12 protein-coding genes are annotated in these 20,161 nt (G+C 71.1%); 8 read left to right on the top strand and 4 right to left on the bottom strand.

The genetic code is table 11. The features are described from left to right. Window positions 1-57: 57 nt before the first annotated feature. Window positions 58-570 carry a pyridoxamine 5'-phosphate oxidase family protein gene (locus EAO76_RS07825; protein ID WP_148834668.1) on the bottom strand — a complete coding sequence of 171 codons (513 nt, stop codon included), beginning with the start codon at window positions 568-570 and terminating at the stop codon, window positions 58-60. Window positions 571-701: 131 nt separating this feature from the next. Here EAO76_RS07825 and EAO76_RS07820 point away from each other — a divergent pair, with 131 nt between their 5' ends. Then, window positions 702-3,692 carry a bifunctional [glutamine synthetase] adenylyltransferase/[glutamine synthetase]-adenylyl-L-tyrosine phosphorylase gene (locus EAO76_RS07820; protein ID WP_148834666.1) on the top strand — a complete coding sequence of 997 codons (2,991 nt, stop codon included), beginning with the start codon at window positions 702-704 and terminating at the stop codon, window positions 3,690-3,692. A 21-nt stretch (window positions 3,693-3,713) separates the two neighbouring features. Here the strand turns inward: EAO76_RS07820 and EAO76_RS07815 are convergent, their stop codons facing one another. Together EAO76_RS07815 and EAO76_RS07810 are read right to left on the bottom strand one after the other, a co-directional pair. Then, window positions 3,714-4,688: a phosphatase PAP2 family protein gene (locus EAO76_RS07815; RefSeq protein WP_148834664.1), complete on the bottom strand. Its 975-nt coding sequence runs from the start codon at window positions 4,686-4,688 to the stop codon at window positions 3,714-3,716. Between the two features lie 125 nt (window positions 4,689-4,813). Continuing rightward, the gene (locus EAO76_RS07810; protein ID WP_148834662.1) at window positions 4,814-5,881 is read right to left on the bottom strand and encodes a LacI family DNA-binding transcriptional regulator; all 1,068 of its coding nucleotides are present in this window, start codon (window positions 5,879-5,881) and stop codon (window positions 4,814-4,816) included. 406 nt (window positions 5,882-6,287) lie between these two features. Between EAO76_RS07810 and EAO76_RS07805 the strand changes: the two genes are divergently transcribed. From EAO76_RS07805 to pulA, 7 genes are all read left to right on the top strand, one after another. Beyond that, window positions 6,288-7,559: an extracellular solute-binding protein gene (locus tag EAO76_RS07805; RefSeq protein ID WP_148834660.1), complete on the top strand. Its 1,272-nt coding sequence runs from the start codon at window positions 6,288-6,290 to the stop codon at window positions 7,557-7,559. Between the two features lie 21 nt (window positions 7,560-7,580). After that, the gene (locus tag EAO76_RS07800) at window positions 7,581-8,600 is read left to right on the top strand and encodes a carbohydrate ABC transporter permease (RefSeq protein WP_148834658.1); all 1,020 of its coding nucleotides are present in this window, start codon (window positions 7,581-7,583) and stop codon (window positions 8,598-8,600) included. Further along, on the top strand, window positions 8,597-9,478 hold the full coding sequence (locus EAO76_RS07795) for a sugar ABC transporter permease (RefSeq protein WP_148834656.1): 882 nt from the start codon (window positions 8,597-8,599) through the stop codon (window positions 9,476-9,478). Before EAO76_RS07800 ends, EAO76_RS07795 begins: the two co-directional genes overlap by 4 nt. Window positions 9,479-9,576: 98 nt before the next feature. Then, a complete protein-coding gene (locus EAO76_RS07790) occupies window positions 9,577-11,253 on the top strand; it encodes a glycoside hydrolase family 13 protein (protein WP_148834654.1) in 1,677 nt (558 codons plus the stop codon). Then, window positions 11,238-12,308 carry a LacI family DNA-binding transcriptional regulator gene (locus EAO76_RS07785; RefSeq protein WP_148834652.1) on the top strand — a complete coding sequence of 357 codons (1,071 nt, stop codon included), beginning with the start codon at window positions 11,238-11,240 and terminating at the stop codon, window positions 12,306-12,308. The genes EAO76_RS07790 and EAO76_RS07785 overlap by 16 nt, the downstream gene beginning before the upstream one ends. 552 nt (window positions 12,309-12,860) lie before the next feature. Further along, the gene (locus EAO76_RS07780) at window positions 12,861-14,582 is read left to right on the top strand and encodes a carbohydrate-binding module family 20 domain-containing protein (RefSeq protein ID WP_148834650.1); all 1,722 of its coding nucleotides are present in this window, start codon (window positions 12,861-12,863) and stop codon (window positions 14,580-14,582) included. 105 nt (window positions 14,583-14,687) lie between these two features. Continuing rightward, a complete protein-coding gene (gene pulA, locus EAO76_RS07775; RefSeq protein ID WP_148834648.1) occupies window positions 14,688-20,003 on the top strand; it encodes a pullulanase-type alpha-1,6-glucosidase in 5,316 nt (1,771 codons plus the stop codon). 41 nt (window positions 20,004-20,044) lie between these two features. Here the strand turns inward: pulA and EAO76_RS47510 are convergent. Next, window positions 20,045-20,161 (bottom strand): alpha-1,6-glucosidase domain-containing protein (locus tag EAO76_RS47510; RefSeq protein WP_187438495.1); only part of this gene is annotated, 117 nt, incomplete at its 5' end.

Raw genomic sequence — 20,161 nt, 5'->3', positions numbered from 1 at the left:
CTCCCGCCCTCCATCGGGCGCTGACGGACCCGGTCCGGTCACCGGATCCGGCGCGGGTCAGCTGAACCGCCATCGGGTCTGGCTGTAGTGGTCGCCCCGGCCGAAACCGAACGCCTTGTGGGGCCGCACCTCGAACACCAGCGCGGAGTGCCCCGCGTTCACGAACGTGCCGTTCTCGACGTCGAAGTGCCACCGGGGGCCGTACTTCGCCTCCCACTGCCCGGCCAGCCCGCCCAGCCGGTCCGTCTCCCGCACCCGCTCCGCCCGCCCCTCGACCACCACGTCGACCCCCTCCGACAGGGTGTTGACGCCCGTCGTCACCGCCACGGCGGGGTTGGCGCCCAGATTCAGGGCCTTGCGCTCCGCCGGGCCCGTGGCGAAGTACAGCGCGTTGTCCGACCACACCCCGATCAGCGGAGTGACGTGCGGGCGGCCGTCGGGACGGACCGTGGACAGCCAGTACAGCTCCGCCCCGGTCAGCAACTCCTTCGCCACGGACCACGGGCAGGCCGTCGCGTTCTCGTCGCTGAACTCGGCATCCAGCTCGGCGAAGGGTTCGAATCCGGACATGCGGTCCTCCCGGTCTGGTCCACATAGTGATCGTGCCCGCGAAGCGCGGACCCCGCACCCGCTCCGGATCCGTCGGGTCGGGCTAGGCTCGGAACGCTGAATGGTGTGGACGGCGAGCAGGAGAGCACGCGATGACGACGGTGCCGGGGCGCAGGAGCAGCACGTTCACCCGACTGCTGCGACACGGCTTCACCGACCCCTCCGCCGCCGAGCGGCTCCTCGACCTGTCCGACCTGTCCTCCGTGCGCTCCGACCCGGTCCTGCTCGAAGCCCTCGGCGCGACCGCCGACCCCGACCTGGCCCTGCGGGGCCTGGTCCGGCTGGTGGAGGCCGAGGAGCCGGACGAGCGGCAGATCCTGCTGGACACGCTCATCACCGCCAAACCGCTGCGGGACCGGCTGCTCGGGGTGCTCGGCGCCTCCGAGGCGCTCGGCGACCACCTCGCCCGCCACCCCCGCGACTGGCAGGCGCTCGTCACCTACGAGGCCGTCGACCTGCACCCCGGCGTGGCCGAGTTCGAGCTGGGGCTCGCCGGGGCCGACGACCCGGACTCGCTGCGCGTCGCCTACCGGCGGTGCCTGCTGGCCATAGCGGCCCGTGACGTGTGCGGCACCACCGACGTCGCCGAGGCCGCCGCCGAACTCGCCGACCTGGCCACCGCGACCCTGCGGGCGGCCCTCGCCATCGCCCGGACGGCGGCGCCCGCCGACGCCGCGCAGTGCCGGCTCGCCGTCATCGCGATGGGCAAGTGCGGCGGGCACGAACTGAACTATGTCTCCGACGTCGACGTCATCTTCGTCGCGGAACCGGTGGACGGCCACGAGGAGAGCGAGGCCGTGCGGGCCGCCACCCGGCTGGCCGCGCACATGATGCGGATCTGCTCCGACACGACCGTCGAGGGCACCATCTGGCCGGTCGACGCCAACCTCCGCCCCGAGGGCCGCAACGGCCCCCTCGTCCGCACGCTCTCCTCGCACCTCGCGTACTACCAGCGCTGGGCCAAGACCTGGGAGTTCCAGGCACTGCTCAAGGCCCGTCCGGTGGCCGGCGACCCCGAACTCGGCGCGGAGTACGTCGAGGCCGTCTCCCCGCTCGTGTGGCAGGCCGCGGACCGCGAGAACTTCGTCCCCGACGTGCAGAAGATGCGCCGCCGCGTCGTCGACAACATCCCCGCCGACCGCGTCGACCGCGAGCTCAAGCTCGGCCCCGGCGGGCTGCGGGACGTCGAATTCGCCGTACAGCTCCTCCAGTTGGTGCACGGCCGCAGCGACACCACCCTGCGCAGCGGCACCACGCTGGAGGCCCTGCGCGCGCTCGCCGCGGGCGGCTACGTGGGCCGGGTGGACGCCGCGCAGCTCGACGACGCCTACCGCTTCCTGCGCGCCATGGAGCACCGCATCCAGCTCTACCGGCTGCGCCGCACCCACCTGGTCCCCGAGGACGCCCCGGACCTGCGCCGGCTCGGCCGCTCCCTGGGGCTGCGCACCGACCCGATCACCGAGCTCAACCAGGCGTGGAAGCGGCACGCCTCCGTGGTGCGGCGGCTGCACGAGAAGCTGTTCTACCGGCCGCTGCTCGACGCCGTCGCCCAGCTCGCCCCCGGCGAGTCCCGGCTCAGCGCGAAGGCGGCCGGGCACCGGCTCGAAGCCCTCGGCTACGCCGACCCGGCCGCCGCGCTGCGGCACCTGGAGGCGCTGTCCTCCGGGGTGTCCCGCAAGGCCGCCATCCAGCGCACCCTGCTGCCGGTGCTGCTCGGCTGGTTCGCGGACTCCGCCGACCCGGACGCCGGGCTGCTCGGCTTCCGCAAGGTGTCCGACGCGCTGGGCAAGACTCCCTGGTACCTGCGGCTGCTGCGGGACGAGGGCGCGGCGGCGGAGAACCTCGCCCGGGTGCTGTCGGCCGGCCGGCTCGCCCCCGACCTGCTGCTGCGGGCCCCGGAGGCGGTGGCGCTGCTCGGCGACCCGCAGGGGCTGAAGCCGCGCACCCGGGAGCACCTGGAGCAGGAGGTGCTGGCCGCGGTGGGGCGCGCCGACGACGCCGAGACCGCGGTCGCGGTGGTGCGCGGGGTGCGGCGGCGCGAGCTGTTCCGGACCACGGCCGGGGATCTGATCGGTTCGTACGGCACCGAGGACAATCCCGCCGAGGAGGACCCGGGCGCCCTCGTCGACCGGGTCGGCAGCGCGGTCACCGACCTGAACGCCGTCACGATCGCGGGCGCCCTGCGCGCCGCCGTGCGCGAGCAGTGGGGGGACACCCTGCCCACCCGGTTCGCGGTCATCGGCATGGGCCGCTTCGGCGGCCACGAACTCGGCTACGGCTCCGACGCCGACGTGCTGTTCGTCCACTCCCCGCGCGAGGGCGTCGACGAGCAGGAGGCGGCCCGCGCCGCGAACGCGGTGGTGTCCGAGATGCGCCGGCTGCTCCAGCTGCCCACCGCAGACCCGCCGCTGATCATCGACGCGGACCTGCGGCCGGAGGGCAAGAACGGGCCGATGGTCCGCACCCTGGGGTCCTACGAGGCGTACTACCGGCGCTGGTCGCTGGTCTGGGAGAGCCAGGCCCTGCTGCGCGCCGAACCGGTCGCGGGCGACGCGGAACTCGGACGCGAGTTCGTCGACCTGATCGATCCGCTGCGTTACCCGATGGAGGGACTGGGGGAGGACGCGGTCCGCGAGATCCGCCGGCTGAAGGCCCGCATGGAGTCCGAACGGCTGCCGCGCGGCGCCGATCCGACGCTCCACACCAAGCTGGGGCGCGGCGGCCTGAGCGACGTCGAGTGGACGGTCCAGCTGATGCAGATGCAGCACGGCTGGGCGGAGCCGGGGCTGCGGACCACCCGCACCCGTGAGGCCCTGGCCGCGGCCTGCGCGGCGGAGCTGATCTCCGTCGAGGACGCGCAGACGCTGGACGAGGCGTGGGTGCTGGCGACCCGGGTCCGCAACGCGGTGATGCTGGTACGGGGCCGGCCGGGCGACACGTTCCCCACGGGGCCCCGCGAACTCACCGCGGTGGGGCGGTACCTGGGGTACGAGCCGGGGCACGTCGGGGACATGCTGGACGACTACCGGCGGATCACCCGGCGGGCCCGGGCGGTGGTGGAGGAGCGGTTCTACGGGGCGTGAGGGAGCCATCGCGGGGCGTGGTCAGCCGCCCCGCGGGCCCGAGTCGCGCGCCGCCGCGTCCACCGTCTGGCGCCGCGTCCCGGCCGGCGCGCCGACGGACGGACAGGCCGCCCGCACCTCCGTGCCGGGTGGCTGCACCCGTTTCGGGAGGTGGTGCGGCAGCGAGTCGTACCAGGCGTACGAGATCAGGAAGCCGACGGCCAGGCACACCATGCCGCCCAGCGCGTCCAGCCAGAAGTGGTTGGCGGTGGCCACGATCACGACCAGGGTGGCCGCCGGGTAGAGCAGGCCCAGGACGCGGCCCCAGGGCGCGGAGGCCAGCGCGAAGATCGTCAGGCCGCACCAGAGCGACCAGCCGATGTGCATCGACGGCATCGCCGCGTACTGGTTCGACATGTTCTTGAAGTTGCCCGAGGCCATCGAACCCCAGGTGTGGTGGACGAGGACGGTGTCGACGAACCCGCCGCCGTTCATCAGGCGCGGCGGTGCCAACGGGTACAGGTAGTAGCCGAGCAGGGCCACCCCCGTGGTCATGAACAGGGCCAGCCGGGCCGCCGCGTACCGGCCGGGGTGGCGGCGGAACAGCCACACCAGCACACAGACGGTGACGACGAAGTGCAGTGTCGCGTAGTAGTAGTTCATCGAGACGATCAGCCATGTCACGGAGTTCACCGCGTGGTTGACCGTCTCCTCCACCGCGATGCCCAGGTACTGCTCGGCCGCCCAGATCCGGTCGGCGTTGCGCAGGGCCTCGGCCTTCTGCTCCGGGACGGCGTTGCGCACCAGCGAGTACACCCAGTAACTGGCCGCGATCAGCAGGATTTCGAACCAGATGCGTGGCCGGCGGGGGGAACGCAGGGACCGCAGTCGCACCGGTCCGCTGTTGCGCCGTCCGGTGACACGTCTCGCGTTCGCCGCGGGGGCCGCCTCGTCCGCGATGGGTGACGGGGTGGCCTCGGTCCGGCCTTCCTGTGACGTCACTCTCGATTCACCCATAGGCACAGAGTCTGCCAGAAAACGCCTCCTCGCCAGATCATCCTCCGGCCGGGTCCGGGCCGCACGTCACATCTGCCGGGCCGGGGCGGAGCGCACGGCTCCGCACCCGGCGGTGGGGCTGCGGCTCAGGAGCGGGCGTGCGACCCTGGAACGGGTCCGGCGGATGAGCCCGGGGCGGCCCCGGGACCGGCCGCCGTCGAACCCCGGACGACGAGTTCGGGCATGAAGACGAACTCGCTGTGCGGGGCGGGAGTGCCGCCGATCTCCTCCAGGAGGGTGCGCACGGCGGCCTGGCCCATCGCCGTCACCGGCTGCCGGATCGTGGTCAGCGGCGGATCGGTGAACGCTATGAGCGGCGAGTCGTCGTAGCCGACCACCGACAGGTCGCGCGGCACCTCCAGTGCCATCCGGCGGGCGGCCCGGATCGCGCCGAGCGCCATCATGTCGCTCGCGCACACCACCGCCGTGCAGCCCCGCTCCATCAGCGCCGACGCCGCGGCCTGGCCGCCCTCCAGGGTGAACAGCGAGTGCTGGATCAGCTCCTCCGCCTCGTCCGGCCCGATGCCCAACTGCTCGTGCACGGTGGAGCGGAAGCCCTCGATCTTGCGCAGCACGGGCACGAAGCGCTTGGGGCCGACCGCCAGGCCGATCCGCTGGTGGCCCAGCGACACCAGGTGCGTCACCGCGAGTCGCATCGCGGCCCGGTCGTCCGGGGAGATGAACGGGGCCTGGACCTTCGGCGAGAAGCCGTTGACCAGGACGAACGGGACGCCCTTGGCGCGCAGTTGCTCGTAGCGCTGCATGTCGGCCGAGGTGTCGGCGTGCAGCCCGGAGACGAAGATGATGCCCGCGACGCCGCGGTCGACCAGCATCTCGGTCAGCTCGTCCTCGGTGGAGCCGCCGGGGGTCTGGGTCGCCAGCACCGGGGTGTAGCCCTGCCGGGTCAGCGCCTGGCCGATGACCTGGGCCAGCGCCGGGAAGATCGGGTTCTCCAGCTCGGGCGTGATCAGGCCGACGAGCCCCGCGCTGCGCCTGCGCAGACGCACGGGCCGCTCGTAACCGAGGACGTCGAGCGCGGCGAGGACGGATTCACGGGTGGCCGCTGCAACACCGGGCTTGCCGTTCAGTACGCGGCTGACCGTCGCTTCGCTGACCCCCGCCTGAGTTGCGATATCGGCAAGCCGTGCGGTCATGGAAGTGGACTGTACCGGGCGTATGTCGGATTGCCCACCATGGCCATGAATCGGGCGGCCCCGCCCGTGCGGCGCCCCCGGCGCCCGTGCGCCCGGCCGGTCGGGGCGTCGCTTCCGTGCCGAGGGTCGGGCGGCGCCCCGGCAACACGTTGCAAGACCTTGCAGCCCCGTTTTGCAGGCGGCGGTCGGATCGTCGTACCGCGATGCGACGGCCTGTGGCCAGGAGCTGCCAGGATCAGACTGCCGCAGTCAAGGGTCTTGACGGCAACCGTGAGGACACGCGAATGTAACGATCGTCGAGGCTTGCAGAAATCTTCCGCAAACTCTTTCGGCGTTCTTTCATCCTTGTTACGTTCTCGTCGACCCGGCGCCGCGACGGAGCGGTACGGCAGTTGAAGGAGTTCAGATGCGACGTGGCATAACGGCCACCGCCCTGGTCGCGGCCCTGGCGCTCGCGGCGACCGCCTGCGGCAGCGACGACGAGTCCGGCGGCAAGAAGAGCTCGGGCGAGCTCTCCGGCACCGTGACGTGGTGGGACACCTCGAACGTCGGCAGCGAGGACAAGGTCTTCAAGAAGATCGCCGAGGGCTTCGAGAAGAAGCACCCGAAGGTCGACGTGAAGTACGTCAACGTCCCGTTCGGCGATGCGCAGAACAAGTTCAAGAACGCGGCGCAGGCCGGCTCCGGCGCCCCGGACGTCATCCGCTCCGAGGTCGCCTGGACCCCCGAGTTCGCCGACCTCGGCTACCTGGCCCCGCTCGACGGCACCGTCGCGCTGAAGAACCCGGACGACTTCCTGAAGCAGGCCGCCGCGTCCACCAAGTACAAGGGCAAGACGTACGCGGTGCCGCAGGTCATCGACTCCATGGGCATCTTCTACAACAAGAAGATGTTCAAGGACGCCGGCGTCGAGCCGCCCGCGAACATCGCCGACCTGAAGTCCGTCGCCAAGAAGATCAAGGACAAGACCGGCAAGACCGGTCTCTACCTGCGCGGCGACGACTCGTACTACTTCCTGTCCTTCCTGTACGGCGAGGGCGGCGACCTGGTCGCCGCGGCCGACAAGGAGATCACCGTCGACAACGAGGCGGGCGTCAAGGCGTTCGGCGTCGTGAAGGACCTCGTCGACTCCGGGGCGGCCAAGACCGACGCCACGGACGGCTGGGAGAACATGATGCAGTCGTTCAAGAACGGCGACGTCGCGATGATGATCAACGGCCCCTGGGCCGTGACCGACACGCTGACCGGCAAGCAGTTCTCCGACAAGGGGAACCTGGGCATCGCCCCGGTCCCGGCCGGCTCCGTCGCGCAGGGCGCCCCGCAGGGCGGTCACAACCTGGCCGTCTACGCGGGCTCCAAGAACCTGGACGCCTCCTACGCCTTCGTCGAGTACATGACCTCGGTCGAGTCCCAGGCGCAGGTCGCCGGCGAGCTGAACCTGCTCCCGACCCGCACCTCCGCGTACGGCAGGCAGCAGGCCGTGGACAGCGAGATCGTCCAGTTCTTCAAGCCGGTCGTGGAGACCGCCGTCGAGCGTCCCTGGATCCCGGAGACCGGCAGCCTCTTCGCCCCGCTGAACACCGAGTACACCAAGGTCCTCACCGGTCAGACCACGCCGGAGAAGGCGGCCAAGGCGACCGGCGACTCCTACCGCAAGCTCCTCAAGGACTGGAAGTAACCCAGGAAGGCAGGCCGACTGATGGCTGTCCACACCGGCCAGTCGGTGGCGAAGGCCGCGGGCGACGACGTCGCCCGCGGCCGGGGCCGCGGTACTGGCACCCCTCCGCCGCCGCCGAGCAGGCTCCGGCGGGCCCTGTCGGTCCACTGGTACGCCTGGACCATGGTCGCCCCGGTCGTCGTCGTGATCGGCGTGATCATCGGCTACCCGCTGGTCCGCGGCATCTGGCTGTCGCTGACCGACGCCAACGAACGCAACGTCGCCCGGTCCATCGGTGTCAACGAGCTGCCCGCCACCTACGAGTTCGTGGGGCTGGACAACTACGCCGACGCCCTGACCGGTGACCAGTTCCTCGGCACGCTCGGCTGGACGCTGGTGTGGACGGTCTCCTGCGTGGGCATCACCTTCTGCCTGGGCATGGCACTCGCCAACATCCTCAACCGCAGGATCGCCGGCCGCTCCGTCTACCGGATGGCCCTGATCCTGCCCTGGGCCATCCCCGGCTTCGTCTCCGTCTTCGCCTGGCGCTTCCTCTACAACGAGGAGCGCGGCCTGCTCAACAAGATCCTCGGCGGCGCCGGGATCGACGGCATCCCGTGGCTGAACGACCCCACCTGGGCCAAGTTCTCCGTCATCGCCGTCAACGTCTGGCTCGGCGTCCCCTTCATCATGGTGGCCCTGCTGGGCGGCCTGCAGTCCATACCCACCGAGCAGTACGAGGCCGCCGAGATGGACGGCGCGACCGCGTGGCAGCGCTTCCGCCACGTCACCCTGCCCGGTCTGCGCCCGGTCTCCGCCACGGTGACCCTGCTCTCCACCATCTGGACGTTCAACATGTTCCCGGTGATCTTCCTGCTGACCAGGGGAGGTCCGGGCGAGTCCACCCAGATCCTGGTGACCCAGGCGTACAAGTTCTCCTTCGAGATCAGCCCGCGCGACTTCGCGCAGTCCTCCACCTGGGGCGTGCTGATCCTCGTCCTCCTGATGCTCTTCGCCGTGGTCTACCGGCGAGTGCTCCGTACGCAGGGAGACAACTGGTGACCACCGCCGCACCGACCACCACCGCCCGGCACTCGGCCCGCACGCCCAGGCGCCGCGGGGAGCGTTCGCCGGCCGCCTCCGTGGCCCTGCACCTCACGCTGATCGCCGCGTCCGTCATCGCGGTCTTCCCCGTGCTCTGGGTCCTGCTGACCTCGCTGAAGCCGGCGAAGTACGCCACGACGACCGACTTCTTCAAAGAGACGACGTTCGAGAACTACACGAACCTGATCCGGGACACCGAGTTCCTGACCTGGTTCGGCAACTCCGTGGTCATCGCGGGGCTCACCACCGTCCTCGGCGTCTTCGTCTCCGCGACCACCGGCTACGCCGTCAGCCGCTTCCGCTTCCCCGGCAAGCGCGGGCTGATGTGGACCCTGCTGGTCACCCAGATGTTCCCGGTCGCCGTCCTCATCGTGCCGATCTACAACATCATGTCGAGCATGGGCCTGATCAACCAGCCCGCCGGACTCGTCATCACCTACCTCACCATCTCGGTGCCGTTCTGCGCCTGGATGATGAAGGGCTTCTTCGACACCATCCCGCGCGAGATCGACGAGTCCGGACAGGTCGACGGCCTGACCCCGTTCGGCACGTTCTGGCGGCTCATCCTGCCGCTCGCCAAGCCCGGCCTCGCCGTCACCGCCTTCTACTCCTTCATCACCGCCTGGGGCGAGGTGGCGTACGCCTCCGCCTTCATGGTCGGCGACGAGAACCTGACGCTCGCCGGCGGACTGCAGAAGTTCGTCAACCAGTACGGGGCCCAGTGGGGCCCCATGACCGCGGCGTCCGTGCTGATCGCGATACCCGCGGCCCTGGTCTTCCTCTTTGCCCAGCGCCACCTGGTCACCGGCATGTCCGCCGGAGCCGTCAAGGGCTGATCCCACCCGTACGCCCCGCACGCACCAAGTCACGGCGGACGCCGGGGTCCCAACCCGGACCCCGGCGCCGCTCCCCACCCAGACACCCCAGGGACGACATGACCCAGCACCTCGCTGCCCCCTCCACCGGCACGTCCGCCGACGCTCCGGCCCACCAGACCGGCTGGTGGCAGGACGCGGTGATCTACCAGGTCTACCCACGGAGCTTCGCCGACGGCAACGGCGACGGCATGGGCGATCTCGCCGGCGTCCGGGCCAGACTCCCGTACCTCAAGGACCTCGGCGTGGACGCGGTCTGGCTCAGCCCGTTCTACGCGTCCCCGCAGGCCGACGCGGGCTATGACGTCGCCGACTACCGTGACATCGACCCGATGTTCGGCACCCTGATGGACGCCGACGGGCTGATCCGGGACGCCCACGAACTGGGCCTGCGGATCATCGTGGACCTGGTGCCCAACCACTCCTCGGACCGGCACGAGTGGTTCCGGCGCGCCCTCGCCGAGGGCCCCGGCTCCGCCCTGCGCGAGCGCTACCACTTCCGCCCCGGCAAGGGGGAGAACGGCGAACTGCCGCCCAACGACTGGGAGTCCGTCTTCGGCGGACCCGCCTGGACCCGGACCACCGACCCGGACGGCACCCCCGGCGACTGGTACCTCCACCTCTTCGCGCCCGAGCAGCCCGACTTCAACTGGGAGCACCCGGCCGTCGCCGACGAGTTCCGCTCCATCCTGCGCTTCTGGCTCGACATGGGCGTCGACGGCTTCCGGGTCGACGTCGCCCACGGCCTGGTCAAGGCCGAGGGGCTGCCCGACCTCGGCAGCCGCGACCAGCTCAAGCTGCTCGGCAACGACGTCATGCCGTTCTTCGACCAGGACGGGGTGCACGAGATCTACCGCTCCTGGCGCACCATCCTCGACGAGTACCCCGGCGCCAGGATCCTGGTCGCCGAGGCGTGGACCCCCACCGTCGAGCGCACCGCCAACTACGTGCGCCCCGACGAGATGCACCAGGCGTTCAACTTCCAGTACCTCTCCACCGCCTGGGACGCCGCCGAGCTCCGCGAGGTCATCGACTCCTCGCTCGACGCGATGCGCCCGGTCGGCGCCCCCACCACCTGGGTGCTCTCCAACCACGACGTGACCCGGCACGCCACCCGGTTCGCCAACCCGCCCGGCCTCGGCACCCAGATCCGCACCCCCGGCGACCGCGAGCTGGGCCTGCGCCGGGCCCGCGCCGCCACCCTGCTGATGCTGGCCCTGCCCGGCTCCGCCTACATCTACCAGGGCGAGGAACTCGGCCTGCCCGACGTCACCGACCTGCCCGACGAGGTCCGCCAGGACCCGTCGTTCTTCCGGGCCGAGGGCCAGGACGGCTTCCGCGACGGCTGCCGGGTGCCGATCCCGTGGACCCGCGACGGCAGCTCGTACGGCTTCGGCGACGGCGGCAGCTGGCTGCCCCAGCCCGACGGCTGGGGCGAGCTGAGCGTCCAGGCGCAGACCGGCGTGCCCGGCTCCACGCTGGAGCTCTACCGGGCCGCGATCGCCGCCCGCCGGGAGCACCCCGGGCTCGGTGCCGGGACCTCGGTGGAGTGGGAGGCGGCCCCCGAGGGCCTGCTGGTCCTGGTCCGCCCCGGCTTCGTCTGCACCGTCAACACGACGGACCGCCCGGTGCGCGTCCCGGCGCGCGGCACCGTCCTGCTGTCCAGCGCCCCGGTCGTCACCGACGGCGACGGGATCGAGCTGCCCGCGGACACCACGGTGTGGTGGACGGTGTGACGGTCCCCCTGCCCAGAAGCGGCCCCGCGGCCGGCGGTGCGCCGAGGCTCTCGGACATCGCCGGCCAGGCAGCGGTCAGCGAGGCGACCGTCAGCCGGGTGCTGAACGGGAAACCGGGCGTCTCGGAGACCACCCGGCAGCGGGTGCTCGCGGCGCTGGACATCCTGGGCTACGAACGTCCGGTACGGCTGCGGCAGCGCAGCGCCGGGCTGATCGGACTGGTGACGCCCGAGCTCATCAACCCGATCTTCCCGGCGTTCGCGCAGTCCGTCGAGCAGGTGCTGGCCGGGCACGGCTACACCCCGGTGCTCTGCACCCAGCTGCCCGGCGGCGCCACCGAGGACGAACTCGTCGAGCAGCTCGTCGAGCGCGGTGTCGGCGGGATCGTCTTCATCTCCGGGCTGCACGCCGACCTGTCGGCCGACCCGGCCAGGTACGCCGCGCTCACCGAGCGCGGCGTACCGTTCGTCCTGATCAACGGCTACAACGAGCGGATCAGCGCGCCGTTCGTCTCGCCCGACGACGCCGCCGCCGTGCGGATGGCCGTCGGGCACCTCGCCGACCTCGGCCACAGCAGGGTCGGGCTGGCGATCGGGCCGCAGCGCTACGTGCCCTCCCGCCGCAAGCGCGAGGGCTTCGTCGAGGCCGCCGTGAAGCTGCTGGGCATGGACCGCGCGGAGGCCGAACTCCTGGTCTGCCCCACGCTGTTCAGCGTCGAGGGCGGCCAGGTCGCGGCCGGGGCGCTGCTCGACCGGGGGTGCACGGGCATCGTCTGCGGCAGCGATCTGATGGCGCTGGGCGTGGTGCGCGCGGCCCGGGAGCGCGGGCTCCACGTGCCGCGCGACGTGTCGGTGGTGGGCTTCGACGACTCACAGCTGATCGCGTTCACCGATCCGCCGCTGACGACGGTGCGCCAGCCCGTGCAGGCGATGGCCGCGGCGGCGGTGGGGGCCCTGCTGGAGGAGATAGGGGGCAGCCCGGTGCAGCGCACGGAGTACGTGTTCCAGCCCGAGCTGGTGGTGCGCGGGTCGACCGCGGCGGTCCGGGACGCCTGAGGGCCCGACTCCGGAGACACGGGGCGGGGCCGCCGACGCGGGCGGACCGGGCCGTCGGTACGGGCGGACCGCAGGGCGCGGGGCCGTCGGCGGGCTGCGGGATCGCGGGGCCGTCGGTGCGGGCGGATCACGGACCGGGGGCCGTCGGCGGAGTGCGGACGGCGGGGCCGAGAAGAGGCACCAGGAGTCGGCCCTGGATTGGGCCGGCGGGGAGTGCGACTCCGGGTGCCTCTCTTGGCCCTGACCGGCCCGGCCGGCCGGGCGCGTGGGGCCCGGGATCGCCGGAGCCCTCGACCGGCCGGACCGGAGCTGGGAGAAACGTAACAGCGCTGCAATGTCTTGCGTAAGTCCTTGCAGGAAGAAAACTGCTGTATTTCCTGGATGTGATCGGACGGTGTCCAAAGGGTTGACCGGGGGCGGGTGGGCTCGTACGGTCTGCGTCGCGGCAAGGTTTGCATTCTTGCAGCAAGAACATTCAGAGCCTTGAGGGCAGGGCGCGTTGCCACGTGAGGCTGCACCGTCACCCGCATTTCCCCCACAGCAGGAGGAAACATGGCACGCAGAGCACTGTCCGCAGCGCTCGCCCTGTCCGCAGGCGCCGCCGCTCTCGTGATCCCCACCACGAACGCCCGGGCGGCCACACCGGGCGACAAGGACGTCACCGCCGTTCTCTTCGAGTGGAAGTTCGACTCCGTCGCCAAGGCGTGCACCGACACCCTCGGCCCGGCCGGCTACGGCTACGTCCAGGTCTCGCCGCCCCAGGAACACATCCAGGGCGGCCAGTGGTGGACCTCGTACCAGCCGGTCAGTTACAGGATCGCCGGGCGGCTCGGCGACCGCGCGTCCTTCGCGGACATGGTGAACACCTGCCACGGCGCGGGCGTCAAGGTCATCGCCGACTCGGTCATCAACCACATGTCGGCCGGCTCCGGCACCGGCACCGGCGGCTCCTCGTACACCAAGTACGACTACCCGGGCCTGTACTCGGTCAACGACATGAACGACTGCCAGTCGCAGATCAACAACTACGGCGACCGGGCCAACGTCCAGAACTGCGAACTCGTCGGCCTGGCCGACCTGGACACCGGCGAGGACTACGTCCGCGGCCGGATCGCCGCCTACCTCGACGACCTGCGCTCCCTGGGCGTGGACGGCTTCCGCATCGACGCCGCCAAGCACATGCCCGCCGCCGACCTGGCGAACATCAAGTCGCGGCTGGCCGACCCGAACGTCTACTGGAAACAGGAGGCGATATACGGCGCGGGCGAGGCCGTCTCGCCCTCCGAGTACCTCGGCACCGGGGACGTCCAGGAGTTCCGCTACGCCCGCAGTCTCAAGCAGGTCTTCAACAACGAGAACCTCGCCAACCTGAAGAACTTCGGCGAGGGCTGGGGCTTCATGGAGTCGGGCAGGTCGGCGGTCTTCGTCGACAACCACGACACCGAGCGCGGCGGCGACACCCTGAACTACAAGGACGGCGCCAACTACACCCTCGCCAACGTCTTCATGCTGGCCTGGCCGTACGGCTCGCCCGACGTCCACTCCGGCTACGAGTGGTCCGACAAGGACGCGGGCCCGCCCAACGGCGGCACCGTGAACGCCTGCTACAGCGACGGCTGGAAGTGCCAGCACGCCTGGCGCGAGATCTCCTCCATGGTCGGCTTCCGCAACGCCGCGCGCGGCCAGGCCGTCACGGACTGGTGGGACAACGGCGGCGACCAGATCGCCTTCGGCCGCGGCACCAAGGCGTACGTGGCGATCAACCACGAGGGCTCCGCGCTGACCCGCACCTTCCAGACCTCGCTGCCCGCCGGCGACTACTGCGACGTCCAGTCCGGCAAGGGCGTCACGGTGAACGGCTCCGGGCAGTTCACCGCCACCCTCGGCGCGAACACCGCCCTCGCCCTGCACGCCGGCGCCCGCACCTGCACCGGCGGCGGCGACAACGGAGGCGGTGACAACGGCGGCGGCACCGGGCAGTCCGGCGCGTCCTTCGGCGTCACCGCCACCACACAGCTCGGCCAGAACATCTACGTGACCGGCAACCAGCCCGCCCTCGGCAACTGGAACCCCGCCTCCGCGCCGAAGCTCGACCCGGCGACGTACCCCGTCTGGAAGCTCGACGTCGCCCTGCCCGCCGGAACGGCGTTCGAGTACAAGTACGTCCGCAAGGACGCGAACGGCAACGTCACCTGGGAGAGCGGCGCCAACCGCACGGCCACCGTGCCCGCCTCCGGCAGCGTCGCCCTGACCGCGGACGTCTGGCGCGGCTGACCCCGCCTCATCCCACCGACCGGTACGGGCCGGGGCCACGAGACACACGGCCCCGGCCCGTACCGCCGAACCACCCACCCCTGAAAGCCCGAGGAGAACCCTCCCGTGTCCCGAACCACTCTGAGGCGGGGAGTCGTCGCCGCGCTGTGCGCGGCACTGCTGCCCGTCGTGCCGGCGGCCTCCGCGTCCGCCGCGCCCAGACCCCCGTCCCCGCCCTCGGACGCGAGACTCGCCGGGGAGCCGGCCCGCCACGACCTCACGCGCGAGCAGTTCTACTTCGTCCTGCCCGACCGGTTCGCCGACGGCGACGCGTCCAACAACCGCGGCGGGCTCACCGGCTCGCGCACGGAGACCGGCTACGACCCCACGGACAAGGGCTTCTACCAGGGCGGCGACCTCAAGGGCCTGACCGACCGGCTCGACTACATCAAGGGCCTGGGCACCACCGCCATCTGGCTCGCCCCGATCTTCAAGAACCGCCCCGTCCAGGGCACCGGCAAGGACGCCTCGGCCGGCTACCACGGCTACTGGATCACCGACTTCACCCAGGTCGACCCGCACTTCGGCACCAACGCCGACCTGTCGAAGCTGGTGGACAAGGCCCACGCCAAGGGCATGAAGGTCTTCTTCGACGTCATCACCAACCACACCGCCGACACCGTCGACTACGCCGAGAAGGCCTACGGATACCGGCCCAAGGGCGCCTACCCGTACCTGGACCGGGACGGCCGCCCCTTCGACGACGCCGAGGGCATGGCGAAGGTGGACGCGGACTCGTTCCCGTACACCCCGAAGAACACCGGGCGGAAGGTCCCCGCCTGGCTCAACGACCCGACGATGTACCACAACCGGGGCGACTCCACCTACGCCGGCGAGTCCACCACGTACGGCGACTTCTCCGGCCTCGACGACCTGTGGACCGAACGCCCCGAGGTCGTCTCCGGCATGGCGAAGATCTACGAGAAGTGGGTCCGCGACTTCGACATCGACGGCTTCCGCGTCGACACCGTCAAACACGTCGACCTGGACTTCTGGACCCAGTGGGCCACCGCCCTCGACGCCTACGCGGCCGAGCGGGGCCGGGACGACTTCTTCATGTTCGGCGAGGTCTACTCCTCCGACACCACCGTCACCTCGCCCTACGTCACCCGGGGCCGGCTCGACGCGACGCTCGACTTCCCGTTCCAGGAAGCTGCCCGCCAGTACGCCTCGCAGGGCGCCCCGGCCGCGAAGCTCGCCGCGGTGTTCGGCGACGACTACCGCTACACCACCGACAAGGCCAACGCCTACGAGCAGGTGACCTTCCTCGGCAACCACGACATGGGCCGCATCGGGACGTTCCTGAAGCAGGACAACCCGAAGGCCGACGACGCCGAACTCCTCGACCGGGCCCGCCTCGCCAACGAACTGATGTTCCTCGGCCGGGGCAACCCCGTCGTCTACTACGGCGACGAACAGGGCTTCACCGGCGCGGGCGGCGACAAGGACGCCCGGCAGACCATGTTCGCCTCGAAGACCGCCGACTACCTCGACGACGACGAACTGGGCACCGACCGCACCCACGCCGCCGACGCGTACGACCCGAAGCACCCGCTGTACCGGAACATCGCCGCGCTCTCCGGGCTCACCCGCAAGCACCCGGCACTGCGCGACGGCGTCCAGACCGAGCGGTACGCCGAGGGCTCCGTGTACGCCTTCTCCCGCACGGACCCCGCCAAGCCGTACGAATACCTCGTCGCCGCCAACAACGGCACCGCCCCGCGCACCGTCGAACTGCCCACCGGCTCCGCCGACACGGACTTCCGCACCCTGTACGGCGGTTCGGACACCGTCCGCAGCGGCGCCGACAGGAAGATCACCGTCACCGTGCCCGCCCTGTCCAGCATCGTGCTGCGCGCGCGGAAGGCGATGGGCGACCCGGCCACCGGGCCCTCGATCACCCTGAAGGCCCCGGCCGCCGGAGCCACCGGCACCGTCGAGCTCTCCGCCGACGTGGACGGCGGACAGCTCAACCGCGTCGTGTTCGCCGCGCAGACCGGCAACGGCAAGTGGGTCACGCTCGGCTCCGCCGACCACGCCCCGTACAAGGTCACCCAGCACCTCGACGACGAGGTGCGGGCCGGCACACCGCTGCGCTACAAGGCGGTCGTCGTCGACCGCACCGGACGCACCGCGAGCGCACTGGCCTCCACCACCGCCGGACAGGCGCCGCCCGAGCCGAAGCCCGTGGCCGTCGAACGCGACTACGCCGTCGTCCACTACAAGCGCGCCGACGGCGACTACGACGGCTGGAAGCTCCGCTCCGGCGACACCGCAGCCGACTTCACCGGCCGCGACGCCTACGGCGCGTTCGCCTGGATCAAGCTCGAAGAGGGCGCGGCCACCCTCCCGTACACCGTCGAGAAGGACGGCATCGCCGACGGGCCGCAGCGCACCGTCGAACTCGCCAGGACCGGAGAGGTCTGGATCGAGCAGGGCGAGGACGGCCAGGCCGACAAGGCCCCCGACGGCGCCCGCCCGCCGCAGGACACCACCAAGGCCGTCCTGCACTACTACCGGGCCGACGGCGACTACGACGGCTGGGGACTGCACACCTGGACCGGCGCGAAGGACCCCACCGACTGGGCGAAGCCGCTCCGGCCGGTGAAGCAGGACGCCTCCGGCGCCACCTTCGAGGTACCGCTCGCCGAGGGTGCCACCTCGCTCGGCTACATCCTGCACAAGGGCGACGAGAAGGACCTCCCCAGCGACCAGTCCCTCGACCTCGCCACTTACGGCAACGAGGTCTGGCTGCTCGGCGCCACCCCCGGCTACCTGCTGCCCCAGACCGGCGGCGCGCCCGCGCCCGACCTCACCAAGGCCGAGGCGCAGTGGATCGACGCCGACACCGTCGTGTGGAAGGTCAAGGCCACCGGCGCCACCAGCCAGCAGCTCGTCCACGCCGAGGACGGCGCCATCTCCGTCGTGGACGGGGCACTGACCGACGAGGGCCAGTGGCTGCGGCTCACCCCGTCCGCGCTCACCGACGCCCAGAAGGCGAAGTACCCGCACCTCAAGGACTACCCGGCGTTCACCGTCGACGCCCGGGACCGGGGCCGCGTCCGCGAGGCGCTGCGCGGCCAGCTGATCGCCACCCAGCGCGCCGCCAACGGCGCTCTGCTCGCCGCCACCGGGGTGCAGACCGCCGGGATCCTCGACGACCTCTACGGGAAGAACGCGTCCGGCGCCCGGCTCGGCCCGGTCTTCGACCGCAAGGGCCGCCCCACCCTGTCCGTCTGGGCCCCCACCGCCCGCACCGTCGCCCTCGAACTCGACGGTCGCACCCTGCCGATGCGCCGCGACGACCGCACCGGCGTCTGGTCGGCCACCGGCACGAAGGGCTGGACCGGCAGGCCCTACCGCTACTTGGTGGACGTCTGGGCGCCCACCGTCCGGAAGTTCGTCACCAACAAGGTCACCGACCCCTACTCCACCGCGCTGACCACCGACTCCGCGCGCAGCCTCGTCGTCGACCTCGACGACCCGGAACTCGCCCCGAAGGGCTGGTCCGGGCTGAGGAAGCCCGCCGCCACCCCGCTGCGCGACGCCCAGATCCAGGAGCTGCACATCCGCGACTTCTCGATCGCGGACCGCACCTCGAAGCACCCCGGCGAGTACCTCGCCTTCACCGACACCCGTTCCGACGGGATGAAGCACCTCAAGAAGCTCGCCGACTCCGGCACGAGCTACGTCCACCTGCTGCCCGCCTTCGACATCGGCACCATCCCCGAGAAGAAGTCCGGGCAGACGAAGCCCGCCTGCGACCTGTCCGTGTACGCCCCCGACTCCGAGGAGCAGCAGGCGTGCGTGGCGAAGGCCGCCGCGAAGGACGGGTTCAACTGGGGCTACGACCCGCTGCACTACACCGTCCCGGAGGGCTCCTACGCCTCCGACCCCAACGGCACCCGGCGCACCGTCGAGTTCCGGCAGATGGTGCAGGGCCTGAACGGCGCGGGACTGCGGACCGTCATGGACGTCGTCTACAACCACACCGTCGCCGCCGGCCAGGACGACAAGTCCGTGCTCGACCGGATCGTGCCCGGCTACTACCAGCGGCTCCTGGAGGACGGCACCGTCGCCACCTCCACCTGCTGCGCCAACACCGCGCCCGAGAACACCATGATGGGCAAGCTCGTCGTGGACTCGGTCGTCACCTGGGCCAAGCAGTACAAGGTCGACGGCTTCCGCTTCGACCTGATGGGCCACCACCCCAAGGACAACATCCTCGCCGTGCGCAAGGCGCTCGACGCCCTGACCGTGGCGAAGGACGGCGTCGACGGCAAGAGGATCGTCCTGTACGGGGAGGGCTGGAACTTCGGCGAGATCGCCGACGACGCCCGCTTCGTCCAGGCCACCCAGAAGAACATGGTCTCCACCGGCGTCGCCACCTTCTCCGACCGGGCCCGCGACGCGGTGCGCGGCGGCGGCCCGTTCGACGAGGACCCCGGCGTCCAGGGCTTCGCCAGCGGCCTCTACACCGACCCCAACACCTCGCCCGCCAACGGCACGAAGGCCGAACAGAAGGCCCGGCTGCTGCACTACCAGGACCTGATCAAGGTCGGACTCACCGGCAACCTCGCCGACTACACCTTCACCGACTCCTCGGGCCGCACGGTCAAGGGCTCCGGGGTCGACTACAACGGCGCCCCCGCCGGATACGCCGCGGCCCCCGGCGACGCCCTCGCCTACGCGGACGCCCACGACAACGAATCGCTGTACGACGCGCTCGCCTTCAAGCTCCCGGCGGGCACCTCGGCGGCCGACCGGGCCCGCATGCAGGTCCTGGCGATGGCCACGGCCACCCTCTCCCAGGGACCGGCGCTCTCCCAGGCGGGCAGCGACCTGCTGCGCTCCAAGTCCCTGGACCGCAACTCCTACGACAGCGGCGACTGGTTCAACGCCCTGCACTGGGACTGCCGCGACGGCAACGGCTTCGGCCGCGGCCTGCCCCCGGCCGCCGACAACCGGTCCAAGTGGTCCTACGGGAAGCCGCTGCTGGCCGACGCGGCGCTCCGGCCCGGCTGCGCGCAGATCGACGGCGCGTCCGCCGCGTACCGGGACCTGCTCACCATCCGCACCACGGAGCCGGACTTCTCCCTCGCCACCACCGGGCAGGTGCAGTCCGCCCTGTCCTTCCCGCTCTCCGGGAAGGACGAGACCCCGGGCGTGATCACCATGCGGCTCGGGAAGCTGGTGATCGTCCTCAACGCGGCCCCCGGCACCACGAAGCAGCAGGTCGCCGAACTGGCGGGGAAGTCGTACGCACTGCACCCCGTCCAGGCCAAGGGCGCGGATTCTACTGTCAAGAAGTCCACGTATGAGGGGAATTCGGGAACCTTCACCGTACCGGGACGCACTGTGGCGGTGTTCGTCCTGAGTTGAGCCCCGACGGGGCTAAGTTGGGAGGCAGCAGCCGTCGGGGCTCAACTCAGGACGAACACCGCCACAGTGCGTCCCGGTACGGTGAAGGTTCCCGAATTCCCCTCATACGTGGACTTCTTGACAGTAGAATCCGCGCCCTTGGCCTGGACGGGGTGCAG

Source organism: Streptomyces sp. sk2.1, assembly GCF_008120935.1.
GTDB lineage: Bacteria > Actinomycetota > Actinomycetes > Streptomycetales > Streptomycetaceae > Streptomyces.
This window is presented reverse-complemented; position numbering and strand designations above follow the sequence as displayed.